The following is a 20368-nucleotide window of genomic DNA, read 5'->3' as shown; positions in this document are numbered from 1 at the left end:
CCCCGTCGCTCAGCTGCCGAGCGCCGACCCGATCGCGCCGATCGGCTGCTCGACCGCGACGCCGGAGCCCGTGCGGCTCGACGGCTCCGGCAACGACCGCTGGCTGCCGTCCGCGCCGACCGCGAGCGGCGCGGAGCCCGCCCACGCCGCGGCGAGCCGCGACTCGCCCTTGAGGAACCGGTGGCCGGCGACGCCGCCCGTCGCGCGTCCCTTCGGCGGGAACTCGTCGAGGCGCGACACCTTCACGCGCGCGTCGTCGAGGCCCGCGAGGGTCTCGGCGGCCTGCGTCACGGTCACGACCGCGGCGTCGTCCGTCGCGACGCCCGCGAAGAGCACCGTGGCGTCGCCCTTCAGCGCGATGCCCTTCATGCCCGCGGCACCCGGTCCCTGGGGGTTCACGTCCTTCGCCGCGAAGCGCAGCACCTGCGCGTCGGAGGCGACGAGCACGACCCAGTCGGCATCGGCGGCGTGGCCGACGCCCACGACCCGGTCCTTCGGCCTCAGCGCGATGATCTCGGTCTCGGCCCGATCCGGCAGCGCGGAGGGCAGCGTGCGCTTCACGGTGCCCTGCGCCGTCGCGACGAGGATGGGCCGCTCGTCGGCGAGGGACACGATCGAGACGACCTCCTCGCCGCGCTCGAGCGCTACGAGGTCCTTGACCTTGAGCCCCGCGGTGAGGCCGATCGAGGTCGCGGGCACCGACGGCAGGTCGACCGGCGTCGTGCGCAGCACGCGGCCCGCGCTCGTCACGACGCCGAACGCGCCGCGCGTCGTCGTGCGCACCTCGGCGCGGATCGCGTCGTGCCGCGAGCGTCGCGCGGGAGCGGGCAGCGGCTCGGTCGTGTCGACGCGCACGAGGCGACCCGTCGCCGACAGCAGCACGGCGGTCGGCTCGTCGGCGACCTCGAGCTGCGCCTGCTGCGCCTTCGTCGTCGCCTTGGGGCGCGCCTCCGTCAGCAGCGTGCGCCGCGGCGTGCCGAAGCGCTCGGCGACGTCGTCGAGCTCGTCGGCGACGACCCGGCGCAGGAGCGCATCGTCGGCGAGGATGCGCTCGAGCTCGGCGATGCGTCGCCGCAGCTCGTCCGCCTCCGCCTCGAGCTCGATGCGCGAGAAGCGCGTGAGTCGACGCAGCCGCAGCTCGAGGATGTACTCCGCCTGCGCCTCGGACAGGTCGAAGACGTCCTGCAGGCGCGTGCGCGCCTGCGCGGCGTCCTCGCTCGTGCGGATGACCTGGATGACCTCGTCGATGTCGACGATCGCGATGAGCAGGCCCTCGACGAGGTGCAGGCGCTCCTGCGCCTTGCGCAGCCGGAACGCGCTGCGGCGGCGCACGACCTGCAGCCGGTGGTCGAGGTAGACGCGCAGCAGGTCGACGAGGCCGAGCGTCCGCGGCGTGCCGTCGACGAGCGCGACGGCGTTGATCGAGAACCCGTCCTCGAGCGGCGTCACGCGGTAGAGCTGCTCGAGCACCGCCTCGGGGCTGAAGCCGGTCTTGACGTCGACGACGAGGCGCAGACCGTGCTTGCGGTCCGTGAGGTCCTGCACGTCGGAGAGGCCCTGGAGGCGCTTCGACTGCACGCCGTCCTTGATCTTCTCGATGACGCGCTCGGGGCCGACGAGGTAGGGGAGCTCGGTGAAGACGAGCTGCGACTTGCGACCCGAGCGCTCGATCGACGCCTTGGCGCGCGTCTTGAACGAGCCCTTGCCGGTCGCGTACGCGTCGCGCACGCCGTCGAGGCCGGCGATGATGCCGCCGCCTGGCAGGTCGGGGCCGGGCACGAACGCCATGAGGTCGTCGACGGTCGCGTCGGGATGCTCGAGCAGGTGCTTCGCCGCCTGCACGACCTCGACGAGGTTGTGCGGCGCCATGCTCGTCGCCATGCCCACGGCGATGCCGGAGGCCCCGTTCACGAGCAGGTTCGGGTAGGAGGCCGGCAGCACCTCGGGCTGCTGGAACTCGCCGTCGTAGTTCGGCTGGAAGTCGACGACGTCCTCGTCGAGGCCGTCCGTGAGCGAGAGGCCGGCGGCGTCGAGGCGCGCCTCCGTGTAGCGCGGCGCGGCGGGGCCGTCGTCGAGCGAGCCGAAGTTGCCGTGGCCGTCGACGAGCGGCACGCGCATGGTGAAGTCCTGCGCGAGGCGCACGAGCGCGTCGTAGATCGGCGCGTCGCCGTGCGGGTGCAGCTTGCCCATGACGTCGCCGACGACGCGCGCGGACTTCACGTGGCCGCGATCGGGCGTGAGGCCCATCTCCGCCATCTGGAAGAGGATGCGTCGCTGGACGGGCTTCAGGCCGTCGCGCGCGTCGGGGAGGGCGCGCGTGTAGATGACGGAGTAGGCGTACTCGAGGAAGGAGCCCTGCATCTCGGCGGCGACATCGACATCCTCGATGCGCTCGCCGGACGAGGGTGCGGCGATGTCGGTCATAGGCTGTCCAGATGCTACCCGCGGCGAGCCCCGCCGGCGTGCGCCTCGCCGACGTGCTGCCGTCGCAGATCCTCGCGCTGCGCGGCGAGCGCAACGCGCTCGGTCTGCCTCGGGCGCGCCGCGGCGTCCTCGTCGTCGTCGACGGGCTCGGCGCCGCGAACCTCGCCGCGCGGGCCGGCCATGCGCGCACGCTCGCGTCCGGACCGCGTCGCGGCATCGTCTCGGGCTTCCCGACGACGACCGCGGCCGCGCTCACGTCCCTGTACACGGGCACGGCGCCCGGCGCCCACGGCATCGTCGGCTACGACGCGCTCGTCCCCGGCGTCGGCGTGCGCAACCAGCTGCGGGACTGGGGCGGCGCGATGGAGCCCGAGTCGTGGCAGCGCAGCGCGCCGCTGCTCGGCACGGTGCCGAGCACCGTCGTCAACGAGCCCCGCTACGCCGACTCGGGCTTCACGCGCGCGACGCTGCGCGGCGCGCGCTACGTCGCCGCCCGCACGATCGACGAGCGGGTCGATGCGGCGATCGAGGCCGCCCACGCCGGGGACGGCATCGTGAGTTGCTACGTGCCCGACCTCGACCGCATCGGCCACGAGCGCGGCTGGCAGTCCGACGGGTGGATCGACGCGCTCGAGCGCCTCGACGGCGCGATCGCGCGCCTGGTCGACCGCGCGCCCTCGGGCACCGGCATCCTCGTCACCGCCGACCACGGCATGGTCGACGTGCCCGAGCATCGCCATCTGCTCGTGCCGCCTGCGCTGCTCGAGGGCGTCGCCCACGTCGCGGGGGAGCCGCGCTGCCTGCAGCTGCATCGTGATCCGTCGTGGACGGGATGGGCCGCCACGGTCGACGCCTGGCGCGACTGGCTCGGCGACGCCGCGTGGGTCGCCACCCGCGACGAGCTCGTCGCCAGCGGCTGGCTCGGCAGCGTCGACGACGCGGTGCTGCCGCGCATCGGCGACCTCGTCGTCGCGGTGCGCGGCACGGGCGCCCTCTACGTCCGGGAGGACGACCCCGCGCGCGGCATGGTCGGCCAGCACGGGTCGCTGACGTCGGAGGAGCTGCGCGTGCCGCTCGTGCGCCTCGGCGCCTACGCGGGGTCGTAGCCCTCGAGCGTGCCGTCGGGCGAGGCGAAGCGCGCGACGAGCGTGCAGTCCATCCCGCCGAGCCCCTCCGCCTGCAGCGCGCGCAGCTGCTCGAGCACGATGCGTGCGGCTGGCACGTGCACGCCGGTCTCGTCGGCGCCCGCGACCGCGAGGGAGAGGTCCTTCTCTGCGAGGTCGGTCGAGTAGCCGGGTTCGAAGCCGCGGTTCGCGGGGCTCGCGTCGACGATGCCCGGCACGGGGTACCAGGTTCGCAGCGGCCAGGAGTCGCCGGACGAGACGCTCGCGACCCGCCAGAACGCGTGCGGGTCGAGCCCGAGGTGCTTCGCGAGCTGCGATCCCTCGGACACGGCGAGCATGCCGATTCCGAGCATCATGTTGTTCACGAGCTTCGCCGCGATGCCGTGCGTCGCAGGCCCCACGTGGATCGTGGAGCCCGCGAACGGCGCCACGACGTGCGTCGCGTCGGCGACGTGGCGCTCCTCGCCGCCGAGCATGACGGCGAGGGTGCCCGCCTCGGCGCCGCTCACGCCGCCCGAGACGGGTGCGTCGACGAAGCGGTGGCCGCGCGCGGCCGACTCCTCGTGGCACCAGCGCGAGGTGGCGACGTCGACCGTCGAGGTGTCGAGGACGAGGGTGCCGGGCCTCGCGTGCGCCCACACGCCGTCGGCGCCGTCGAGCACCTGTCGCACGTGCTCGCCGCGCGGCAGGCTCAGCACGACGACGTCCGCCTCGCGCACCGCGTCGGCGACGGAGCCGGCCGCCTCGATGCCGCGGGCGGCGGCCGCCTCGACGAGCGCGGGCACGACGTCGAGCCCGAGCACGCGGTGGCCGGCCGCGACGAGGTGGGCGGACATGCGCCCACCCATCGCGCCGAGCCCGATCCAGGCGACGACGCTCATGCCTCGCCCCGCTCGGCGACGAGGCGGCGCCGGTCCTCCTCGTCGATCGCGCGCAGCGACGTGCCCTTCGTCTCGCGCATGACGAGCACGGCGACGAGGGTCACGGCGGCGGCGCACGCGAGGTAGATCGCGATGGAGACCGAGCTGCCGGTGGCGCTCAGCAGCGCGACGGCGATGATGGGCGCGAGCGAGCCGGCGAGGATCGACGTCACCTGGTAGCCGAACGAGACGCCCGAGTACCGCATGCGCGTCGGGAACATCTCCGCCATGATCGCCGGCTGCGGCGCGTACATGAAGGAGTGGATGACGAGGCCGAGGCACACGGCGGCGATGATGATCGCCGGCTGCTCGGTGTCGAACATCGGGAAGGCGACGAAGCCCCAGCCCGCGGCGAGGACGGCGCCGATGCCGGAGAGCGGACGGCGGCCTACGCGATCCGACAGGTAGCCGACGCACGGCACGACGAGCATGTGCAGCACGTGCGCGGCGAGCATGAAGCGCAGGATGGACGCCGTGTCGTAGCCGTGCTGCGTCGCGAGGTAGGTGATCGAGAACGTCACGACGAGGTAGTACATGATGTTCTCGCCGAACCGCAGGCCCATCGCCGTGAGCACGCCGCGCGGGTAGCGGCGCAGCACCTCGAAGACGCCGTACGACTGCGCCTTCGACTCGGCGACCTCCGCCTTGACCTCCTGGAAGATCGGGGCGTCGTCGATGCGCGTGCGGATGTAGTAGCCGATGATCACGATCACGACGGAGAGCCAGAACGCGACGCGCCAGCCCCAGCCGAGGAACTGGTCCTCCGGCAGGGTGCTCGAGAGGATGAGCAGCACGATCGTCGCGAGCAGGTTGCCGATCGGCACGGCCGCCTGCGGGAAGCTCGACCAGAACCCGCGCTGACGGTCGGGGGAGTGCTCGGCGACGAGCAGCACGCCGCCGCCCCACTCGCCGCCGACCGCGAAGCCCTGCACGAAGCGCAGCAGCACGAGCAGCGCGGGCGCCCAGAACCCGATCTGGTCGAACGTCGGCAGGCAGCCCATGAGGAACGTCGCGACGCCCACCATGAGGATGGCGAGCTGCAGCAGGCGCTTGCGCCCGTACTTGTCGCCGAAGTGCCCGAAGACGATGCCGCCGAGCGGTCGCGCGACGAAGCCGACCGAGTACGTGGCGAAGGCCGCCAGGATCGGCACGAGCGGATCGTCGTTCTGCGGGAAGAAGATGAGGTTGAAGACGAGCGTCGCGGCGCTCGCGTACAGGAAGAACTCGTACCACTCGACGACGGTGCCCGCCATCGAGGCGGTCACCACCCGCCTCAGGCCACCCTGCTTCGTCGTCGTCGTCGACGCGGTCATGCCTACCTCCTCGTAGGACCAACGCTGGTGCCAGCAACCGTACCTGACGTGCGGTTCAGGTTCCAGGGCGCGACGCGCGACACGGCCGCGGATGCGACGATGCCCGCCGCGAGGCAGGCGGCGGGCATCGGTGGCAGGGCGGTGCGCGTCAGGCGGGCTCGTCGTCGCCGCGCGCGCCGAAGACGATCTCGTCCCAGCTCGGCATCGACTGGCGGCTGCCGCGCTTGGCGCGTGCCCCCGAGAGCGGGCTCGTGTGGTGCACGCCCGGCTGCTCCTCGTCCTTCGCGGCCGCCTCCGGTGCGTCGAACAGCGTCTCCTGGCTCGCGGAGGGCAGGTCCGGCACCGTGCCCGTCTCCGCCTGGCGCAGCGCGGCCTCCCGCTCGCCGCGCCGGCGTCGCAGCGCCTCGAGCAGGTCCGCGGTGTGGTTCGGAGCCTGCGCGGGCCGCGCCGTCGTCACGGCCGCCTCGACGACGGCGGCGGGCTGCCCCTGCGCCGCGTCGCGCAGCGCGGGGCTCGGGGTCACCGGCTTCGACGGCCCCTGCTCGCCGATGCGGAACGCGCCGGAGTCGAAGCGCTCGCCCTCGACGCGCGGCTGCGGCGTGGTCGACTGCGGCGTCCCCGCGGCCTCGGGTGCGGGCGCCGCGGCGACGGCCTCGGAGGCGGGCGCCTGCCGCTGCTGGTCGACGGCGCGCAGGCGCGGCATGAGCACGGTGGAGGCGTCGCCGCGCTGGCTCAGCGCCGTCGCCTCCTTGTCGCGCGGCGTGAGCGCTGCCTTGCGCGGCTCGAAGGTCCACGTCGCGACGTGGTCGATGCCCTGCGCGTGGAAGCGCAGGCGCACGACCCACGAGCCGGCGCCCTCTCGCCACGCGAACCACGACTCGTCGCTCGCGCCGAGCTCCTGCAGCCGCGCGGCGAGCGCGTCGCCGAAGGTCGACTCCTTCGCGAGCGGGTCGATGTCGCCGGAGGCGACGGCGACCCGCAGCGCCTGGTCGAGGACGTGGTCGCGCTCGGCGACGACCGGACCCTCGAAGCGACGCACGAACTCGAGGTCCTCGCCGGTCTCGGCGGCGATCTCCTCCGCGCTGCGTCCGGCGCGCAGCGCAGCCTGGATCTCGCGCGGCGACGCCTTGCGCTGCGCGTGCTGCGCCTTCGGTCGCGGCAGCTCGGGCAGCGCCGCCACGTCGATCGCGTAGCGCGCGCCGTCGCCGGCCTCCACGACGAGCAGGTCGTCCTCGACCCCGATCACACTGAGCTTGTCCATGCGCCTCACGTCCCGGTCCATCAGGTCGCTGCCAGCATCCCATCGCGCCGCGATCGAGCACGGGAATGACCGTGGCGTGCCGCGAGTTGCACTCGGCGGGTCCAGCGTGCAGACTGTGCGCCGAATCCCCCGAACACTGGCCGAAGGAACGCTGAGCACGCAATGGCAACCGACTACGACGCACCGCGCAAGACCGACGACGACGCGGAGTCGATCGAGGCGCTCAAGGAGCGCGTCCCCGCCAAGGCGCAGACGGCCACCGACGACGACGCGGACAACCCGGGGAGCTTCGATCTCTCGGCTGCCGACCTGTCGGACGTCGAGCTCGAGACCATCGTGCTGCCGGCGCAGGAGGACGAGTTCACCTGCGTGAGCTGCTTCCTCGTGAAGCACCGACTGCAGTTCGACCACGAGTCGAAGCTCGGCCCGATCTGCAAGGAATGCGCCTGACGCAGGGGACGCGCGTCACGCCCTGAGCGAACGAAGCCTGCGAGCGAGGCCGCCTCTCGATCGAGAGGCGGCCTTCGTCGCGTCCGGGCGTCGGGCGGCAGGGCGTCGTCAGCCGCGCGCGTCGCGGATGGCGGCGGCGAGCGCGTCGGGGCGACGCGTGGACAGCACCCAGGCCGTCGTGGGATCCGCGGGGTCGGTGACCGGCACGCGGACGAGCAGCCGAGTCCAGGGGACCGTGGAGTGGTAGGCCCGCGCATCCCACTGCGCGTGCAGGGCGGCGTAGGAGCCCGCGGCATCGAGGACCTCGGGCTCGCCGAGGGCCGCGAGGGGGATGCGCGCGCGCCCCGCGGACAGGGTCGCGTCGTCGACGGCCACGACGGGCGACGCGACGACGAGGAAGATCGCGACGGCGGCGTAGAGCGCAGCGGCGACGATCCAACCCCACACTGGCGAGATCGGCAGGAACACGAGCACCGCCGCCGGCACGACGAGCAGGCAGACGGCGAAGAGCCAGACGGGTGGCAGCAGACGCTCACGGTGACGCACCCCTCCATCCTGCCCGCTAGCCTTGGCTCCCGTGGACGAGGTCGAGGTGCTCATCGTCGGCGAGCCGCCGGCATACGCGCATCCCGGGGATGCGGGCGCCGACCTGCACGCCGCGGAGGCGCTCACGCTGCAGCCCGGCGAGCGCGCGACGGTCGGCACCGGCGTGCGCATCGCGCTGCCGGACGGGCACGTCGCGTTCGTCGTGCCGCGCAGCGGCCTCGCCGCGCGCCGCGGCATCACGATCGTGAACGCCCCCGGCACCGTCGACGCCGGCTACCGGGGCGAGATCAAGGTCATCCTGCTCAACACGGGCAGCGAGCCGCACGCCATCGAGGTCGGCGATCGCATCGCGCAGGTCATCGTGCAGCGCGTCGAGCGCGCGCGCTTCGTGCGCGTCGATGCGCTGCCGGGCTCCGACCGCGGCGAGGGCGGCTTCGGATCGAGCGGGTTCGGACGGACGAAGGAGACGCATGCCTGACGACATCGAGGAGCAGCTGGAGGACGAGGAGTCGTTCGAGAAGAGCGCTCCGGCCGACCGCGACCAGGCGGGACCGCTCGACGAGGCGGAGGCGCCCGTGCGGCCCTACATCGACCTCGGCGGACTGCGGATCGTGCCGCGCCAGGGTCTGCAGATGCGGCTCGAGGTCGAGGAGGCGTCGAAGCGCGTCGTCGCGGTGACGCTCGAGCACGACGGCTCGACCGTCCAGCTCCAGCCCTTCGCGGCCCCGCGGTCCGAGGGCATCTGGGGCTCGGTGCGCGGCGTCGTCGCCGAGCAGCTCGAGCGTCAGGGAGCGACGGTCGAGGAGGCCGACGGCCTCCTGGGCCCCGAGCTGCGCTGCACGCTGCAGCCCGGCCCCGACGGGCAGGCGCGCGCGGTGCGCGTCGTCGGCGTCGACGGCCCGCGGTGGATGCTGCAGGGCATCATCGCCGGTCGCGCCGCGACCGACGAGGAGGCCGTCGCGGGCATCGTCGAGATCTACCGCTCGACCGTCGTGTGCCGTGGCGAGACGCCCATGCCGCCGCGCGAGCTCATCCCGCTGCACGCACCGAAGCCGGCATGACCGACGAGCGCGGGCCAGGCGACGCCGATCGCATCGAGCGCGACGGCGCCGACGACGCCATCGCACGGGCGATCCGCTCGTCGCGGCTCGGCCACATCGCGCCGGGCGAGACGCCCTCCGGCGGCGCGATCCTGCAGGCCATGGGCGGCGTCCGAGGCATCGTGGAGTCGCTGCTGCCCGGCATCCTCTTCCTCGTCATCTTCACGATCACGCAGGACGTCTGGCTGTCGGTGCTCGTGCCGCTCGGCGTCTCGATCGTCGCGGTGCTGCTCCGGGTCGTCACGAAGGGGCAGCCCGTGCTCGCCTTCGCAGGGCTCGTCGGCGTGGGCATCTCGGCGGCCGTCGCGCTGCTGACCGGCAACGCGGCCGACAACTTCCTCTGGGGCTTCATCGTCAACTCGGTCGGCGTCATCGCGCTCGTGGCCTCGCTCGTCGCTCGCCGCCCGCTCATCGGCCTCCTCGTCGGCGGGCTCACGGGCACGCCCTACGCGTGGCGGACGGATCCCGCGCGGAGGGCCGTCGCCGTCCGCGCGACGATCCTGTGGATCTGCGTCCTCGGCGCGCGGCTCGCGGTGCAGGTGCCGCTCTACCTCGCGGCGACCCAGGGCGGGGTCGTCGAGGCGACGCAGGCCCTCGCGACCACGAGGCTCATCATGGGCGTGCCGCTGTACGGGGCCGCGCTGTGGGTCACGTGGCTCATGGTGCGGGCCGTGCCGGACGCCGACGAGGCGCGCGACACGCCCGCATCCGCCTGACGCGCTCGCCCCCGCCGCGAGGTCGGCGTAGGATGTCTTGACGTCAAGATACTTTCGGCCGCGGCCCCTGGCGCGCGGCTATGCTCGGACGCGCACAGCGTCAGGACGAACGTGTGGGGAGTCACCGTGTCGGCAGTGGACAGCTTCGGAGCCCGCAGCACCCTCGAGGTGGGCGGGCAGGACTACGAGATCTTCAGGATCGACACGGTCGAGGGGCACGAGTCCCTGCCGTTCTCGCTGAAGGTCCTCCTCGAGAACCTCCTGCGCACGGAGGACGGCGCCAACGTCACGAAGGCGCAGATCGAGGCGCTCGGCGCGTGGAAGGCGGACGCCGAGCCCGACACCGAGATCCAGTTCACGCCCGCGCGCGTCGTGATGCAGGACTTCACCGGCGTGCCCTGCATCGTCGACCTCGCGACCATGCGCGAGGCCGTCACGGCGCTCGGCGGCGACCCCGACCGCATCAACCCGCTCTCGCCGGCCGAGATGGTCATCGACCACTCGGTCATCGCCGACCTCTTCGGCACCGAGAACGCGCTCGAGCGCAACGTCGAGATCGAGTACGAGCGCAACGGCGAGCGCTACCAGTTCCTGCGCTGGGGCCAGACGGCCTTCCAGGACTTCAAGGTGGTCCCCCCGGGCACGGGCATCGTGCACCAGGTCAACATCGAGCACCTCGCGAAGGTCGTCTACGACCGCACGGTCGACGGCGTGCTGCGCGCCTACCCCGACACGTGCGTCGGCACCGACTCGCACACGACGATGGTCAACGGCCTCGGCGTGCTCGGCTGGGGCGTCGGCGGCATCGAGGCCGAGGCGGCCATGCTCGGCCAGCCCGTCTCGATGCTCATCCCGCGCGTCGTGGGCTTCAAGCTCACGGGCGACATCCCCGCGGGCGTCACGGCGACCGACGTCGTCCTCACGATCACGGACATGCTGCGGAAGCACGGCGTCGTCGGCAAGTTCGTCGAGTTCTACGGCGAGGGCGTCGCCTCCGTGCCGCTCGCGAACCGCGCCACGATCGGCAACATGAGCCCCGAGTTCGGCTCGACGGCCGCGATGTTCCCGATCGACGACGTCACCCTCGACTACCTCCGCCTCACCGGTCGCGACGAGCAGACCGTCGCGCTCGTCGAGGCGTACGCGAAGGCGCAGCACCTCTGGCACGACCCGTCGCGCGAGCTGCGCTTCTCGGAGACCATGGAGCTCGACCTGTCGACGGTCGTGCCCTCGATCGCCGGCCCCAAGCGTCCGCAGGACCGCATCCTGCTCTCGGAGGCGAAGTCGCAGTTCGAGCAGGACGTGCTCTCCTACGTCTCGGGCGGCGCGCGCGACGAGGCGACGGACGACGTCGTCGACGCGGCCTCGATGGACTCGTTCCCCGCGTCGGACCCCGGCATCGTGCCCGGCGACGAGCACGCGCAGCACGAGCACGCCACGACGAAGGTCGCGCCGCTGCGCTCCGGCGGCTTCGCGGGCGCCTCGACGCCGGCGCACGTCACGACGCCCGACGGCCTCGAGTACGAGCTCGACAACGGCGCCGTCACCCTCGCCGCCATCACCTCCTGCACGAACACGTCGAACCCCTCGGTCATGATCGCCGCGGGCCTCCTCGCTCGGAAGGCGCGCGAGAAGGGCCTCACGCGCAAGCCCTGGGTCAAGACGACGCTCGGCCCCGGCTCCAAGGTCGTCACCGACTACTACGAGAAGTCGGGCCTCGACCACGACCTCGAGCACATCGGCTTCTACACGGTCGGCTACGGCTGCACGATCTGCATCGGCAACTCGGGCCCCATGATCGAGGAGGTCTCGGAGGCGATCAACGCCAACGACCTCGCCGTCGCTGCCGTGCTCTCCGGCAACCGCAACTTCGAGGGGCGCATCAGCCCCGACGTGAAGATGAACTACCTCGCGTCGCCGCCGCTCGTCGTCGCGTACGCGCTCGCCGGCTCGATGCACTTCGACTTCGACGCCGACCCGCTCGGCACGGACCAGGATGGGAACGAGGTCTTCCTGAGGGACCTGTGGCCGTCGCCCGACGAGGTGCAGGCGATCATCGACTCGTCGATCTCCCGCGAGCAGTTCATCGCCCAGTACGCGACCGTGTTCGACGGCGACGAGCGCTGGAAGAGCCTGCCGACGCCCGAGGGGCCGATCTTCGAGTGGGACGAGGAGTCGACGTACGTCCGCAAGGCGCCGTACTTCGACGGCATGACGATGGAGCTCACGCCCGTCGCCGACATCCAGGGCGCACGCGTCATGGCGACGCTCGGCGACTCGGTCACGACGGACCACATCAGCCCCGCCGGCAACATCAAGGCCGGCACGCCCGCCGCGCAGTACCTCACGGAGCACGGCGTGGCCCAGCGCGACTTCAACTCCTACGGCTCGCGCCGCGGCAACCACGAGGTCATGATCCGCGGCACGTTCGCGAACATCCGCCTCAAGAACCAGCTGACGTCGGCGGTCAACGACGGCACGCCCATCGAGGGCGGCTACACGCGCGACTTCACGAAGCCCGACGGCCCGCAGTCGTTCATCTACGACGCCTGCCAGTCGTACGCCGAGCAGGACACGCCGCTCGTCGTCTTCGGCGGCAAGGAGTACGGCTCCGGCTCGAGCCGCGACTGGGCAGCGAAGGGCACGCGCCTGCTGGGCGTCAAGGCCGTCATCACGGAGTCGTTCGAGCGCATCCACCGCTCGAACCTCATCGGCATGGGCGTCGTGCCCCTGCAGTTCCCCGCGGGCGAGTCGTGGGAGTCGCTCGGCCTCGACGGCACCGAGATCGTGTCGATCACGGGGCTCGAGCAGCTGAACGAGGGCGTGACGCCCAAGACGGTCAAGGTCACGGCCGAGCCGAGCGAGCACTCCGCCGAGGGCAAGCAGACGATCGAGTTCGACGCGGTCGTGCGCATCGACACTCCGGGCGAGGCCGACTACTACCGCAACGGCGGCATCCTGCAGTACGTGCTGCGCTCGCTCGTCTGAGCGATCGTCCCGCGCGCAGGCGCATGGACGGACGACCCCCGCGAGGCTCCCAGCCTGCGGGGGTCGTCCGCGTCGTAGCCTTGGCCCGAGCGCGACGGCCGCGCACGCGAGGGAGACGACATGGGCCTCATCCGGGCAGCGATCGACGCGGCGGGCGGCGTGCTCGCCGACCAGTGGAAGGACTTCCTCACGGTGCCGGAGGGGCTCAGCCCCACGGCGGCGCTCTTCGCGGCGGTGCCGCGCGGCCAGAACGCCGGCCGGGGCTCCAACACCTCCGCCTCCGACGGCATCATCACCAACGGCTCGCGCATCGTGGTGCCCGAGGGCTACGGCCTCATCCTCATGCAGGAGGGCGCCATCACCGGCTTCGCGTCGGTGCCCGGCGGCTACGAGTGGCGCACCGACGCGCAGGAGTCGCAGTCGATCTTCGCCGGCGACGACCTCGTCGGCTCGCTCGTGCGCACGTCCTGGGAGCGGTTCAAGTTCGGCGGACGTCCGGGCGCGCAGCAGCAGGCGTTCTTCGTCAGCCTCAAGGAGCTGCCGAACAACCGCTTCGGCACGCAGTCGGAGATCTACTGGGACGACGCGTACATGGGCGCGCAGGTCGGAGCCGTCACGCGCGGCACCTACACGCTGCAGATCGTCGACCCCATCCTGTTCGTCAAGGCGTTCGTGCCCGCGTCGTACCTGCGTCCCGGCGTCGTCTTCGACTTCTCGGACCTCGACAACGACGCGGCGGCGCAGCTGTTCAACGAGGTCGTCTCGTCGCTCGCCCCTGCGCTGTCGATGTACACGAACGATCCGGCGAAGGGCAACCGCATCACGCGCATCCAGCAGGACTCGCTGGGCTTCGCGCAGAGCCTCGCCGCCGCCGTCGAGCAGGGCTACCGGTGGCGGACGGATCGTGGCATCACGATCGTGAAGACCGCGATCGTCGCGATCGAGTACGACGCGCAGACGCGCGAGCTGCTGCGCAACGTGCAGCGCGCGGATGCGCTCTCCGGCCAGCGCGGCAACGCCAACCTGCAGGCGTCCGTGGCCGCGGGCTTCGAGTCGGCGGGGGAGCAGCAGGGCACGTCCGGCATCCTCGGCATGGGCCTGGCAGCGGGGGCCACGGGCCTCGGCGGCCTGCAGCAGCCCGTGCCCGCGCAGTCGGCGCCGCAGCAGGCTCCCGCGCAGCAGGCTCCCGCGGATCAGCAGCCTCCCGCGCCCGCGCCCGCAGGCGGCGAGGATCCGATGGTCGTGCTGCAGCGCGCGAAGGCGATGCTCGATCAGGGCCTCATCACGCCGGAGGACTACGAGGCGGCGAAGGCCAAGGCGCTCGGGCTCTGAGGGCCCTCGAGGAGCCGAGCATGACGTTGCCCCCGCCGCAGGCGCCGCCGCCGGGACCCACCGGCGGCGGCTCGCCGCAGCAGCATCCGCCGCATCCGCGCGCCGTGCCGGTCGCGCCACGGCAGCCGCTGCCGCCGCCGGACCCCGATGCACGCATCGACGCGCCCGCGGCCGCTGCGCCGCCCGTGGAGCTCGCCGTGCCGCCGCAGGCGCCCAGCACGCAGAACCAGCGCCTCGACGACGGCATCAACCGCTGCCCGCGGTGCGGCTCGACGGACATCCGTCTCGCGATCGACCGCGGCGGCATGCTGCGATGCGGCTACTGCCGCAACGAGTGGTCCGAGGAGCGCGTCGAGGAGCGGCTCGGGCTCGGCGAGGGCATCGAGGAGCTGCGCGGCACCGTCGTCGCCTCCGGCGCGCAGGACATCCGGCCCGACGCGGCGACGATCCTGACGATCGCGTGCGCAGGCTGCGGCGCCGAGGTCGTCATCGACACGAACGACGCGATGAGCGCGCGGTGCCACTGGTGCAGGCAGCGGCTCGACGTGAACCGGCAGATCCCGAACGGCGCCGTGCCGGACGCCGTGCTGCCGTTCGCCCTGCCGCACGCCGACGCCGTCGAGCGCATCCGGGCGTTCGCGGCCGCTCGGCGCTTCTTCGCGCATCCGCGATTCAAGGCGGAGTTCGCGCCCGAGAACGTCGTCGGCGTCTACCTGCCGTACATGGTCGTCGACGCGCATGCCTCCACGCGACTGGAGGGAGTCGGCGAGGTGGAGACGCGGCGGTACACGCGCGGCACGAAGGAGAACCGACGCACCTACTACGACGCCGACGTCGTGCGCGTGCGCCGCGCGGTCGACGTCACGGTCGACGACCTGACGTTCGAGTCGTCGGCCGAGCGCTCGAACCTCGACGTCGACCGGTCGACGAACAACATCGTGAACTCGATCCTGCCCTTCGACACGAAGAACGCCGTCGCGTGGAACGCCGCCTATCTCGCGGGCTTCACGTCGGAGCGCCGCGACCAGGACGTGGCGGCGATGCAGCCGCGGTTCGAGGACCAGCTCATGTCGATCGGACGGGCGCAGGTGCGCCCGACGCTGCAGGCCTACGATCGCGGCGTGCGCTGGGAGACCGAGGCGCTCGACGTGCATGGCACGCGCTGGGTCGCCATGTACCTGCCCGTCTGGCTGTACTCGTACCATCACGTCGAGGGCGGTCGGGGCATGGTGCACTACGTGGCCGTCAACGGTCGGACGGGAGAGACGATGGGCAGCATCCCGCTCGCGAAGGGCAGGCTGCTCGCCGTCGCGTTCGGGGTCGGCGTGCTCGTCGAGGCGCTCGTGCTGCCGATCGTGGGCGCGGCCCTCTTCTCGTGGTGGTGGCGATGATGGGCGTGCACGAGCTCGCGCAGGTCGCCGCCGTCGTCGCGTCGTCGGACGGCGAGGGCTACCTCCTCGCGCTGCTCGCCGCCGGACCCGTCGCGGGCATCGCCGTGTACGCCTCGATCTACCGCCGCTACCGCAACCAGGACAAGACCCACGTGTTCGAGCGCGAGACGCGCATCGCCGCCAGCCCGGTGCAGGGCGACGACACGAAGGTCGACGAGGTGATCGGCACGCGACGGCGACGCATCGACGGCGATCTCATCGACCAGCCGCGCGTGCGCGTGCGGCGCGTGCCGTAGCGTGCCGAGCGTGGGATCCACGACGCGCTGGGCTGCGGAGGATGCGCGCGACCGGCTGCGCGTGCCGGCCGCCGACGACGACAAGTACGCGCGCGGCGTCGTCGGCCTCGTCACGGGCTCGGACGCGTATCCGGGCGCCGCGGTGCTCGGCGTCGAGGCCGCCCATCGCGCCGGGGCGGGCATGGTGCGCTACGTCGGTCCGCGTCGCGCGGCCGACCACGTGCTGCACCGCCGTCCCGAGACCGTGGCCGGCACCGGGCGCGTGCAGGCATGGGTCCTCGGCTCCGGCACGGATGCCGCGCATCGCTCGCCGTCGCTGCGCGCGACGCTGCACGAGGCGATGGGGCAGGGCGTGCCCGTCGTGCTCGACGCCGGCGCGCTCGACCTCGTGCGCCTCGGCGACGCACCGCGCCTCCTGACGCCGCACGCCGGTGAGCTGCGCACGCTGCTCGTCGCCCTCGGCATCGACGTCGAGCGGTCGACGATCGAGGGCGATCCCGAGCGCTGGGCACGCGAGGCCGCGGAGCGCACGGGCGCGACGGTGCTGCTCAAGGGTGCGCGCACGATCGTCGCCGACGGCGCGCGCACGGCACTGGTCGAGGCGCCGACCCACTGGCTCGCCACCGCGGGCACGGGCGACGTGCTCGCCGGGATCGCGGGTGCGCTGCTCGCCGCGCATGCCGACGCGATCGTCACCGATCCGGGCATCCTCGTCGACCTCGGCGCGACCGCCGCGTGGCTGCACTGCGAGGCGGGCATGCTGGCCTCCCGCGGCGGGCCGCTCGTCGCGCTCGAGGTCGCCGAGCGGGTCGCCGAGGTCGTGCGCGACGTGCTCGCGAGCGATCAGCCGGCGTCGGGCTCCGCGGCACGCTCCACGAGGTAGCCGCGGATCCACAGCTCGCGCACGGCGGGCAGCGCCTCGGCCGAGAGCGCCTCGGCGTCGACGTCGAGCAGCGACGCGATCGCGTCGAGGATCGCGCCGACCGACAGCTCGCCGTCGCTCGCGCCCACGAGCCCGGCGACGGCCGTGTCGACGGGCGTCGTCCGTCCGAGCGCGCCGCCCTGCGTGAGCTCGATGACCGTCGGGCCGGAGGCACCCGGTCGCAGGTGGCGCAGCTCCGTGACGTCGGCCTGCACCAGGAGGTGCACGTCGCGCAGGTCGGCGTCGTCGAGCGCTGCGACGCGCTCCTGCACGTCGAGCGAGTCGGCGAGGTGGACGCCGACGTGCTCGAGCCCCAGCGCGTTGCCGACGCGCTCGACGCGGATGCGCGGGGCCGCCGCATCCTCGTCGCGCGCGTGCGCCACGACCCAGCCGAGGCCGATCGACCGCACGTCGCGCGCTGCGAAGTCGTCGAGCCACGCCGTCAGCAGGGGAGCGTGGTCCTGGTCGCCGGGCCGCGTTCCGCCGTCGCGCAGCCACAGCTCCGCGTAGCGCACGACGTCGAGCGTCTCGCGCTCGAGCACCCAGCCGTCGACGCCGCCCGTCGCGAGCCAGGCGCGTACGCGATCGAGGCCCGCGGCGCCTGCGAGCGACTCCCAGTTGCCGAGCAGGCGGGCGGCGCCGCCGGGCGCGAGGTGGGCGCCGAGGCCCTCGACGACCTCCTGCATGAGCGCGTCGCCCGTGCGCCCGCCGTCGCGGTACTCGTAGGCAGGGACGCCCTCGGCGCGCGGGGTGATGACGAACGGCGGGTTCGACGCCACGAGGTCGAAGCGCTCGCCTGCGACGGGTGCCCAGAGGTCGCCCTGCCGGGTCTCCACGTGGTCGACGCCGTTGAGGGCGCAGGTGAGGCGCGTGAGCGCGAGCGCGCGCTCGGAGAGATCGGTCGCGACGACGTGGTCGGCGAGCCGGGCGAGGTGCAGCGAGACGATGCCGCAGCCCGAGCCGAGGTCGAGCGCCGAGGTCGCGCGCACGGGAGGCAGGATCGCCGCGAGGGTGCGTGCGGCGCCGCCGACGCCCAGCACGTGGTCCTCGCGCAGCGGGTGGACGCCGGAGAGCTCGTCGAGATCGCTCGCGATCCACCACGAGCCGTCGCCGAGGACGTCCCGGAAGGCGTGCGGGCGGATGGTCAGCAGGGGAGCGGCGTCGTCGTCCGCGATCTCGACGATGCCCAGCGCCGCGAGGCCCTCGAGGCCGACGGTCGGCAGCGCGGCATCGAGGTCGGCTGCGGGGGCCCGGTCGCCGAGCCACAGGAGCCGCACGATCGTCGCGAGCGCGTCGGTCGCGTCGCCGAGCGCGCGGCGCGCGGGCGTCGCCACCATCCTCGCCAGCGCGTCCGCCGCGTGGACGCCGATGCGCGCGGCGACGCCCCCGCCCGCGTACCCGGCTGCTGCCAGGTCGTGGGCGAGGGCGTCGACGAGCGCGCGGTCCACCTAGGCGGACGGCCCCGCGATGCGCGGCTCGTGGAACGCGCCGCCGAAGGCGCGCTCGGATGCGCCGACGCGATCGAGGTACGGCGTCACGCCGCCCATCTGGAACGGCCAGCCCGCGCCGAGGATCATGCACAGGTCGATGTCCTCGGGGCCGACGACGACCTCGTCCTCGAGCATGCGATGGATCTCGTCGGCGAGGCCGACCTCGAGCCGCTCGCGCAGCTGCTCCGCGGTGTACGGCGTGGCGCCCTTGGGCGTGTGGCGCTTCACGATCGCCACGGCACGCTTGTCGATGCCCTTCACCTCGCCCTTGCGGTCGCGCTCGAGCAGCACGCCGGCCTCGGCGAGCTCGTGCAGCGCGTCCGACTCGAAGAACCGGTCGGGGAAGGCGCCGTGGTGCGTGTCGAGCACGTGCGCGCCGACCTTCAGGCCGACGAGGTCGAGGAGGACGAACGGATCCATCGGCAGCCCGAAGGGCTGCTGTGCCGCGACGACGGTCTCGAAGGGCGTGCCCTGCTCGACCGCGTGCATCGCCTCGCCGAGCAGCTTCGCGAGGACGCGGTTGACGACGAAGCCCGGGGTGTCGCGCGTGATGACGGCGGTCTTCTTGAGGTCCTTCGCGACGCGCATCGCGGTCGCGAGCGCCGCGTCCTCGGTGTGCGGCGTGCGCACGACCTCGATGAGCGGCATGACCGCGACGGGGTTGAAGAAGTGGAAGCCGACGAGGCGCTCGGGGTGCGCGAGGCGCGCGCCGATCTGCTCGACCGAGAGGCTCGAGGTGTTCGTCGCGATGATCGCCTCGGGGCTCAGGTGCGGCTCGACCTCCGCGAAGACCTGCTGCTTGACGCCCAGCTCCTCGAAGACGGCCTCGATCACCCAGTCGCAGTCGGCGAAGTCGGCCTTGTCGACGGTGCCCGACAGGAGCGCGGAGAGCCGGTTGGCCGTGTCGGCGTCGAGCCGGCCCTTCTCCTGCAGCCCGGCGATCTCCTTCCGGATGCCGGCCAGCGCGGCGTCCACGCGCCCCTGGTCGAGGTCGGTGATGACGACGGGCACCTGGAGGCGACGCAGGAACAGCAGCGCGAACTGGCTGGCCATGAGGCCGGCGCCGATGATGCCGACCTTCGTCACCGGGCGCGCGAGCTCCTTGTCGGGCGCACCTGCGGGGCGCTTCGCACGCTTCTGCACGAGGTCGAAGGCGTAGATCGACGCGTGGAACTGGTCGGAGGCGATGAGCTCGGTGAGCGCGGCGTCCTCGGCGGCGAAGGCCTCGGCGCGCGACGCCTTCTTCGCGCCCTGGAGCAGCTCGAGCGCCTTGTAGGGGGCGAGGGCGACCGTGCCGATCTTCGACTCGAGCGACCGCCGTGCGATGCCGATCGCGACGTCCCACTTCACGGCGCGCTCGAGGCGGCCGGGCACGTTCGGCCGCTCGACCGTCGCGCCCCCGAGCACGTCGTCCGCCCACGCGAGCGACTGCTCGAGGAAGGACGCCGGGCCGAACATCGCGTCGGCGATGCCGAGCTCGAGCACCTGCTCGGGCTTCAGCACGCGGTTCTGCTTGAGCGGGTTCTCGATGACGACCGTGAGCGCGTGCTCGATGCCGATGAGGTTCGGCAGCAGGTACGCGCCGCCCCAGCCCGGGATGAGGCCGAGGAAGACCTCGGGGAGGGCGACGGCGGGAGCGGTGGCGTTGATCGTGCGGTAGTCGGCGTTCAGGCCGATCTCGAGGCCGCCGCCGAGGGCGAGGCCGTTGATGAACACGAAGGTCGGCACGCCGGCGTCGTGCAGCAGCCCGAGGACGCGGTGGCCGAGTCGCCCGAGCTCCGCGCCGGTCTCGCGATCGGGCAGCAGCCCGACGTTCGACAGGTCGGCGCCTGCGGCGAGGAAGTACGGCTTCCCCGTGACCGCGATCGCGTCGATCCGCCCGGCGGCCGCGCGGCCGCGCTGCGCCTCGAGCACGTCGCCGAGCTCGAAGAGCGTCGCGGGGCCGAGCGTCGAGGGCCGCGTGTGGTCGCGGCCGTTGTCGAGCGTCACGAGCGCGAGCGTGCGGCCCGAGGGCAGCGCGACGTCGCGGACGTACGAGTGGGTGACGACCTCGTCGAACTGCGCGGCCGCGAGGCGCGGGAACTCGTCGGCGATG

Annotated in this window: 17 protein-coding genes; 10 read left to right on the top strand and 7 right to left on the bottom strand. The window is 72.9% G+C overall.

The features are described from left to right. Positions 1-9 precede the first annotated feature (9 nt). Positions 10-2424 carry a DNA gyrase/topoisomerase IV subunit A gene (locus tag C1N71_RS07935; RefSeq protein WP_137755897.1) on the bottom strand — a complete coding sequence of 805 codons (2415 nt, stop codon included), beginning with the start codon at positions 2422-2424 and terminating at the stop codon, positions 10-12. Between the two features lie 11 nt (positions 2425-2435). Between C1N71_RS07935 and C1N71_RS07930 the strand changes: the two genes are divergently transcribed. After that, the gene (locus C1N71_RS07930; protein WP_137755896.1) at positions 2436-3530 is read left to right on the top strand and encodes an alkaline phosphatase family protein; all 1095 of its coding nucleotides are present in this window, start codon (positions 2436-2438) and stop codon (positions 3528-3530) included. On the opposite strand, the gene C1N71_RS07925 is transcribed toward C1N71_RS07930, so the two are convergent. The 3 genes from C1N71_RS07925 to sepH all read right to left on the bottom strand — a co-directional run bounded on the left by C1N71_RS07925 (position 3515) and on the right by sepH (position 7042). After that, on the bottom strand, positions 3515-4429 hold the full coding sequence (locus C1N71_RS07925; RefSeq protein WP_137755895.1) for an NAD(P)-dependent oxidoreductase: 915 nt from the start codon (positions 4427-4429) through the stop codon (positions 3515-3517). The two genes, C1N71_RS07930 and C1N71_RS07925, sit on opposite strands and share 16 nt — an antisense overlap. Then, positions 4426-5781 (bottom strand): MFS transporter, encoded by a 1356-nt coding sequence (locus C1N71_RS07920; protein WP_137755894.1) that lies wholly within the window; start codon positions 5779-5781, stop codon positions 4426-4428. The genes C1N71_RS07925 and C1N71_RS07920 overlap by 4 nt, the downstream gene beginning before the upstream one ends. A gap of 148 nt (positions 5782-5929) precedes the next feature. After that, positions 5930-7042 (bottom strand): septation protein SepH, encoded by a 1113-nt coding sequence (gene sepH / locus C1N71_RS07915; RefSeq protein WP_175414150.1) that lies wholly within the window; start codon positions 7040-7042, stop codon positions 5930-5932. A 162-nt stretch (positions 7043-7204) separates the two neighbouring features. On the opposite strand from sepH, the gene C1N71_RS07910 reads away from it, so the two are divergent. Next, complete coding sequence (locus tag C1N71_RS07910) at positions 7205-7492, top strand: DUF4193 domain-containing protein (protein ID WP_137755892.1); 288 nt, start codon at positions 7205-7207, stop codon at positions 7490-7492. 108 nt (positions 7493-7600) lie between these two features. On the opposite strand, the gene C1N71_RS07905 is transcribed toward C1N71_RS07910, so the two are convergent. Continuing rightward, on the bottom strand, positions 7601-8038 hold the full coding sequence (locus tag C1N71_RS07905) for a DUF3093 domain-containing protein (protein WP_254677943.1): 438 nt from the start codon (positions 8036-8038) through the stop codon (positions 7601-7603). A 31-nt stretch (positions 8039-8069) separates the two neighbouring features. Here C1N71_RS07905 and dut point away from each other — a divergent pair, with 31 nt between their 5' ends. The 8 genes from dut (at position 8070) to C1N71_RS07865 (ending at position 16744) form a co-directional block, all read left to right on the top strand. Next, a complete protein-coding gene (gene dut, locus C1N71_RS07900; protein WP_137755890.1) occupies positions 8070-8516 on the top strand; it encodes a dUTP diphosphatase in 447 nt (148 codons plus the stop codon). Next, complete coding sequence (locus C1N71_RS07895) at positions 8509-9099, top strand: DUF3710 domain-containing protein (protein WP_137755889.1); 591 nt, start codon at positions 8509-8511, stop codon at positions 9097-9099. The genes dut and C1N71_RS07895 overlap by 8 nt, the downstream gene beginning before the upstream one ends. Then, complete coding sequence (locus C1N71_RS07890; protein WP_137755888.1) at positions 9096-9854, top strand: DUF3159 domain-containing protein; 759 nt, start codon at positions 9096-9098, stop codon at positions 9852-9854. The genes C1N71_RS07895 and C1N71_RS07890 overlap by 4 nt, the downstream gene beginning before the upstream one ends. A 126-nt stretch (positions 9855-9980) precedes the next feature. Continuing rightward, positions 9981-12842 (top strand): aconitate hydratase, encoded by a 2862-nt coding sequence (locus C1N71_RS07885; RefSeq protein WP_137755887.1) that lies wholly within the window; start codon positions 9981-9983, stop codon positions 12840-12842. Positions 12843-12962: 120 nt separating this feature from the next. Then, complete coding sequence (locus tag C1N71_RS07880; RefSeq protein ID WP_137755886.1) at positions 12963-14174, top strand: SHOCT domain-containing protein; 1212 nt, start codon at positions 12963-12965, stop codon at positions 14172-14174. Positions 14175-14194: 20 nt separating this feature from the next. Next, on the top strand, positions 14195-15565 hold the full coding sequence (locus tag C1N71_RS07875) for a TFIIB-type zinc ribbon-containing protein (protein WP_137755885.1): 1371 nt from the start codon (positions 14195-14197) through the stop codon (positions 15563-15565). Positions 15566-15570: 5 nt separating this feature from the next. Further along, positions 15571-15861 carry a hypothetical protein gene (locus tag C1N71_RS07870; protein WP_137755884.1) on the top strand — a complete coding sequence of 97 codons (291 nt, stop codon included), beginning with the start codon at positions 15571-15573 and terminating at the stop codon, positions 15859-15861. Positions 15862-15871: 10 nt separating this feature from the next. Continuing rightward, a complete protein-coding gene (locus C1N71_RS07865) occupies positions 15872-16744 on the top strand; it encodes an ADP-dependent NAD(P)H-hydrate dehydratase (RefSeq protein WP_137755883.1) in 873 nt (290 codons plus the stop codon). On the opposite strand, the gene C1N71_RS07860 is transcribed toward C1N71_RS07865, so the two are convergent. Both C1N71_RS07860 and C1N71_RS07855 read right to left on the bottom strand, forming a co-directional pair. After that, positions 16705-18231, bottom strand: coding sequence for a DUF7059 domain-containing protein (locus tag C1N71_RS07860; RefSeq protein WP_137755882.1), 1527 nt, complete (start codon positions 18229-18231; stop codon positions 16705-16707). The genes C1N71_RS07865 and C1N71_RS07860 overlap by 40 nt on opposite strands. Beyond that, positions 18232-20367: a 3-hydroxyacyl-CoA dehydrogenase NAD-binding domain-containing protein gene (locus C1N71_RS07855; RefSeq protein ID WP_137757265.1), complete on the bottom strand. Its 2136-nt coding sequence runs from the start codon at positions 20365-20367 to the stop codon at positions 18232-18234. Position 20368 lies beyond the last annotated feature (1 nt).

Origin of the sequence: Agrococcus sp. SGAir0287 (genome assembly GCF_005484985.1) — a bacterium.
Classification (GTDB): Bacteria; Actinomycetota; Actinomycetes; order Actinomycetales; family Microbacteriaceae; genus Agrococcus.
Note: the sequence above shows the minus strand (reverse complement) of the source record. Positions and strands in the feature narration are given on the sequence as shown.

Coding starts and splice junctions, on each gene's coding strand:
- C1N71_RS07935 (WP_137755897.1), bottom strand. CDS start 2,424: ATGACCGACATCGCCGCACCCTCGTCCGGCGAGCGCATCGAGGATGTC.
- C1N71_RS07930 (WP_137755896.1), top strand. CDS start 2,436: ATGCTACCCGCGGCGAGCCCCGCCGGCGTGCGCCTCGCCGACGTGCTG.
- C1N71_RS07925 (WP_137755895.1), bottom strand. CDS start 4,429: ATGAGCGTCGTCGCCTGGATCGGGCTCGGCGCGATGGGTGGGCGCATG.
- C1N71_RS07920 (WP_137755894.1), bottom strand. CDS start 5,781: ATGACCGCGTCGACGACGACGACGAAGCAGGGTGGCCTGAGGCGGGTG.
- sepH (WP_175414150.1), bottom strand. CDS start 7,042: ATGGACAAGCTCAGTGTGATCGGGGTCGAGGACGACCTGCTCGTCGTG.
- C1N71_RS07910 (WP_137755892.1), top strand. CDS start 7,205: ATGGCAACCGACTACGACGCACCGCGCAAGACCGACGACGACGCGGAG.
- C1N71_RS07895 (WP_137755889.1), top strand. CDS start 8,509: ATGCCTGACGACATCGAGGAGCAGCTGGAGGACGAGGAGTCGTTCGAG.
- C1N71_RS07890 (WP_137755888.1), top strand. CDS start 9,096: ATGACCGACGAGCGCGGGCCAGGCGACGCCGATCGCATCGAGCGCGAC.
- C1N71_RS07880 (WP_137755886.1), top strand. CDS start 12,963: ATGGGCCTCATCCGGGCAGCGATCGACGCGGCGGGCGGCGTGCTCGCC.
- C1N71_RS07875 (WP_137755885.1), top strand. CDS start 14,195: ATGACGTTGCCCCCGCCGCAGGCGCCGCCGCCGGGACCCACCGGCGGC.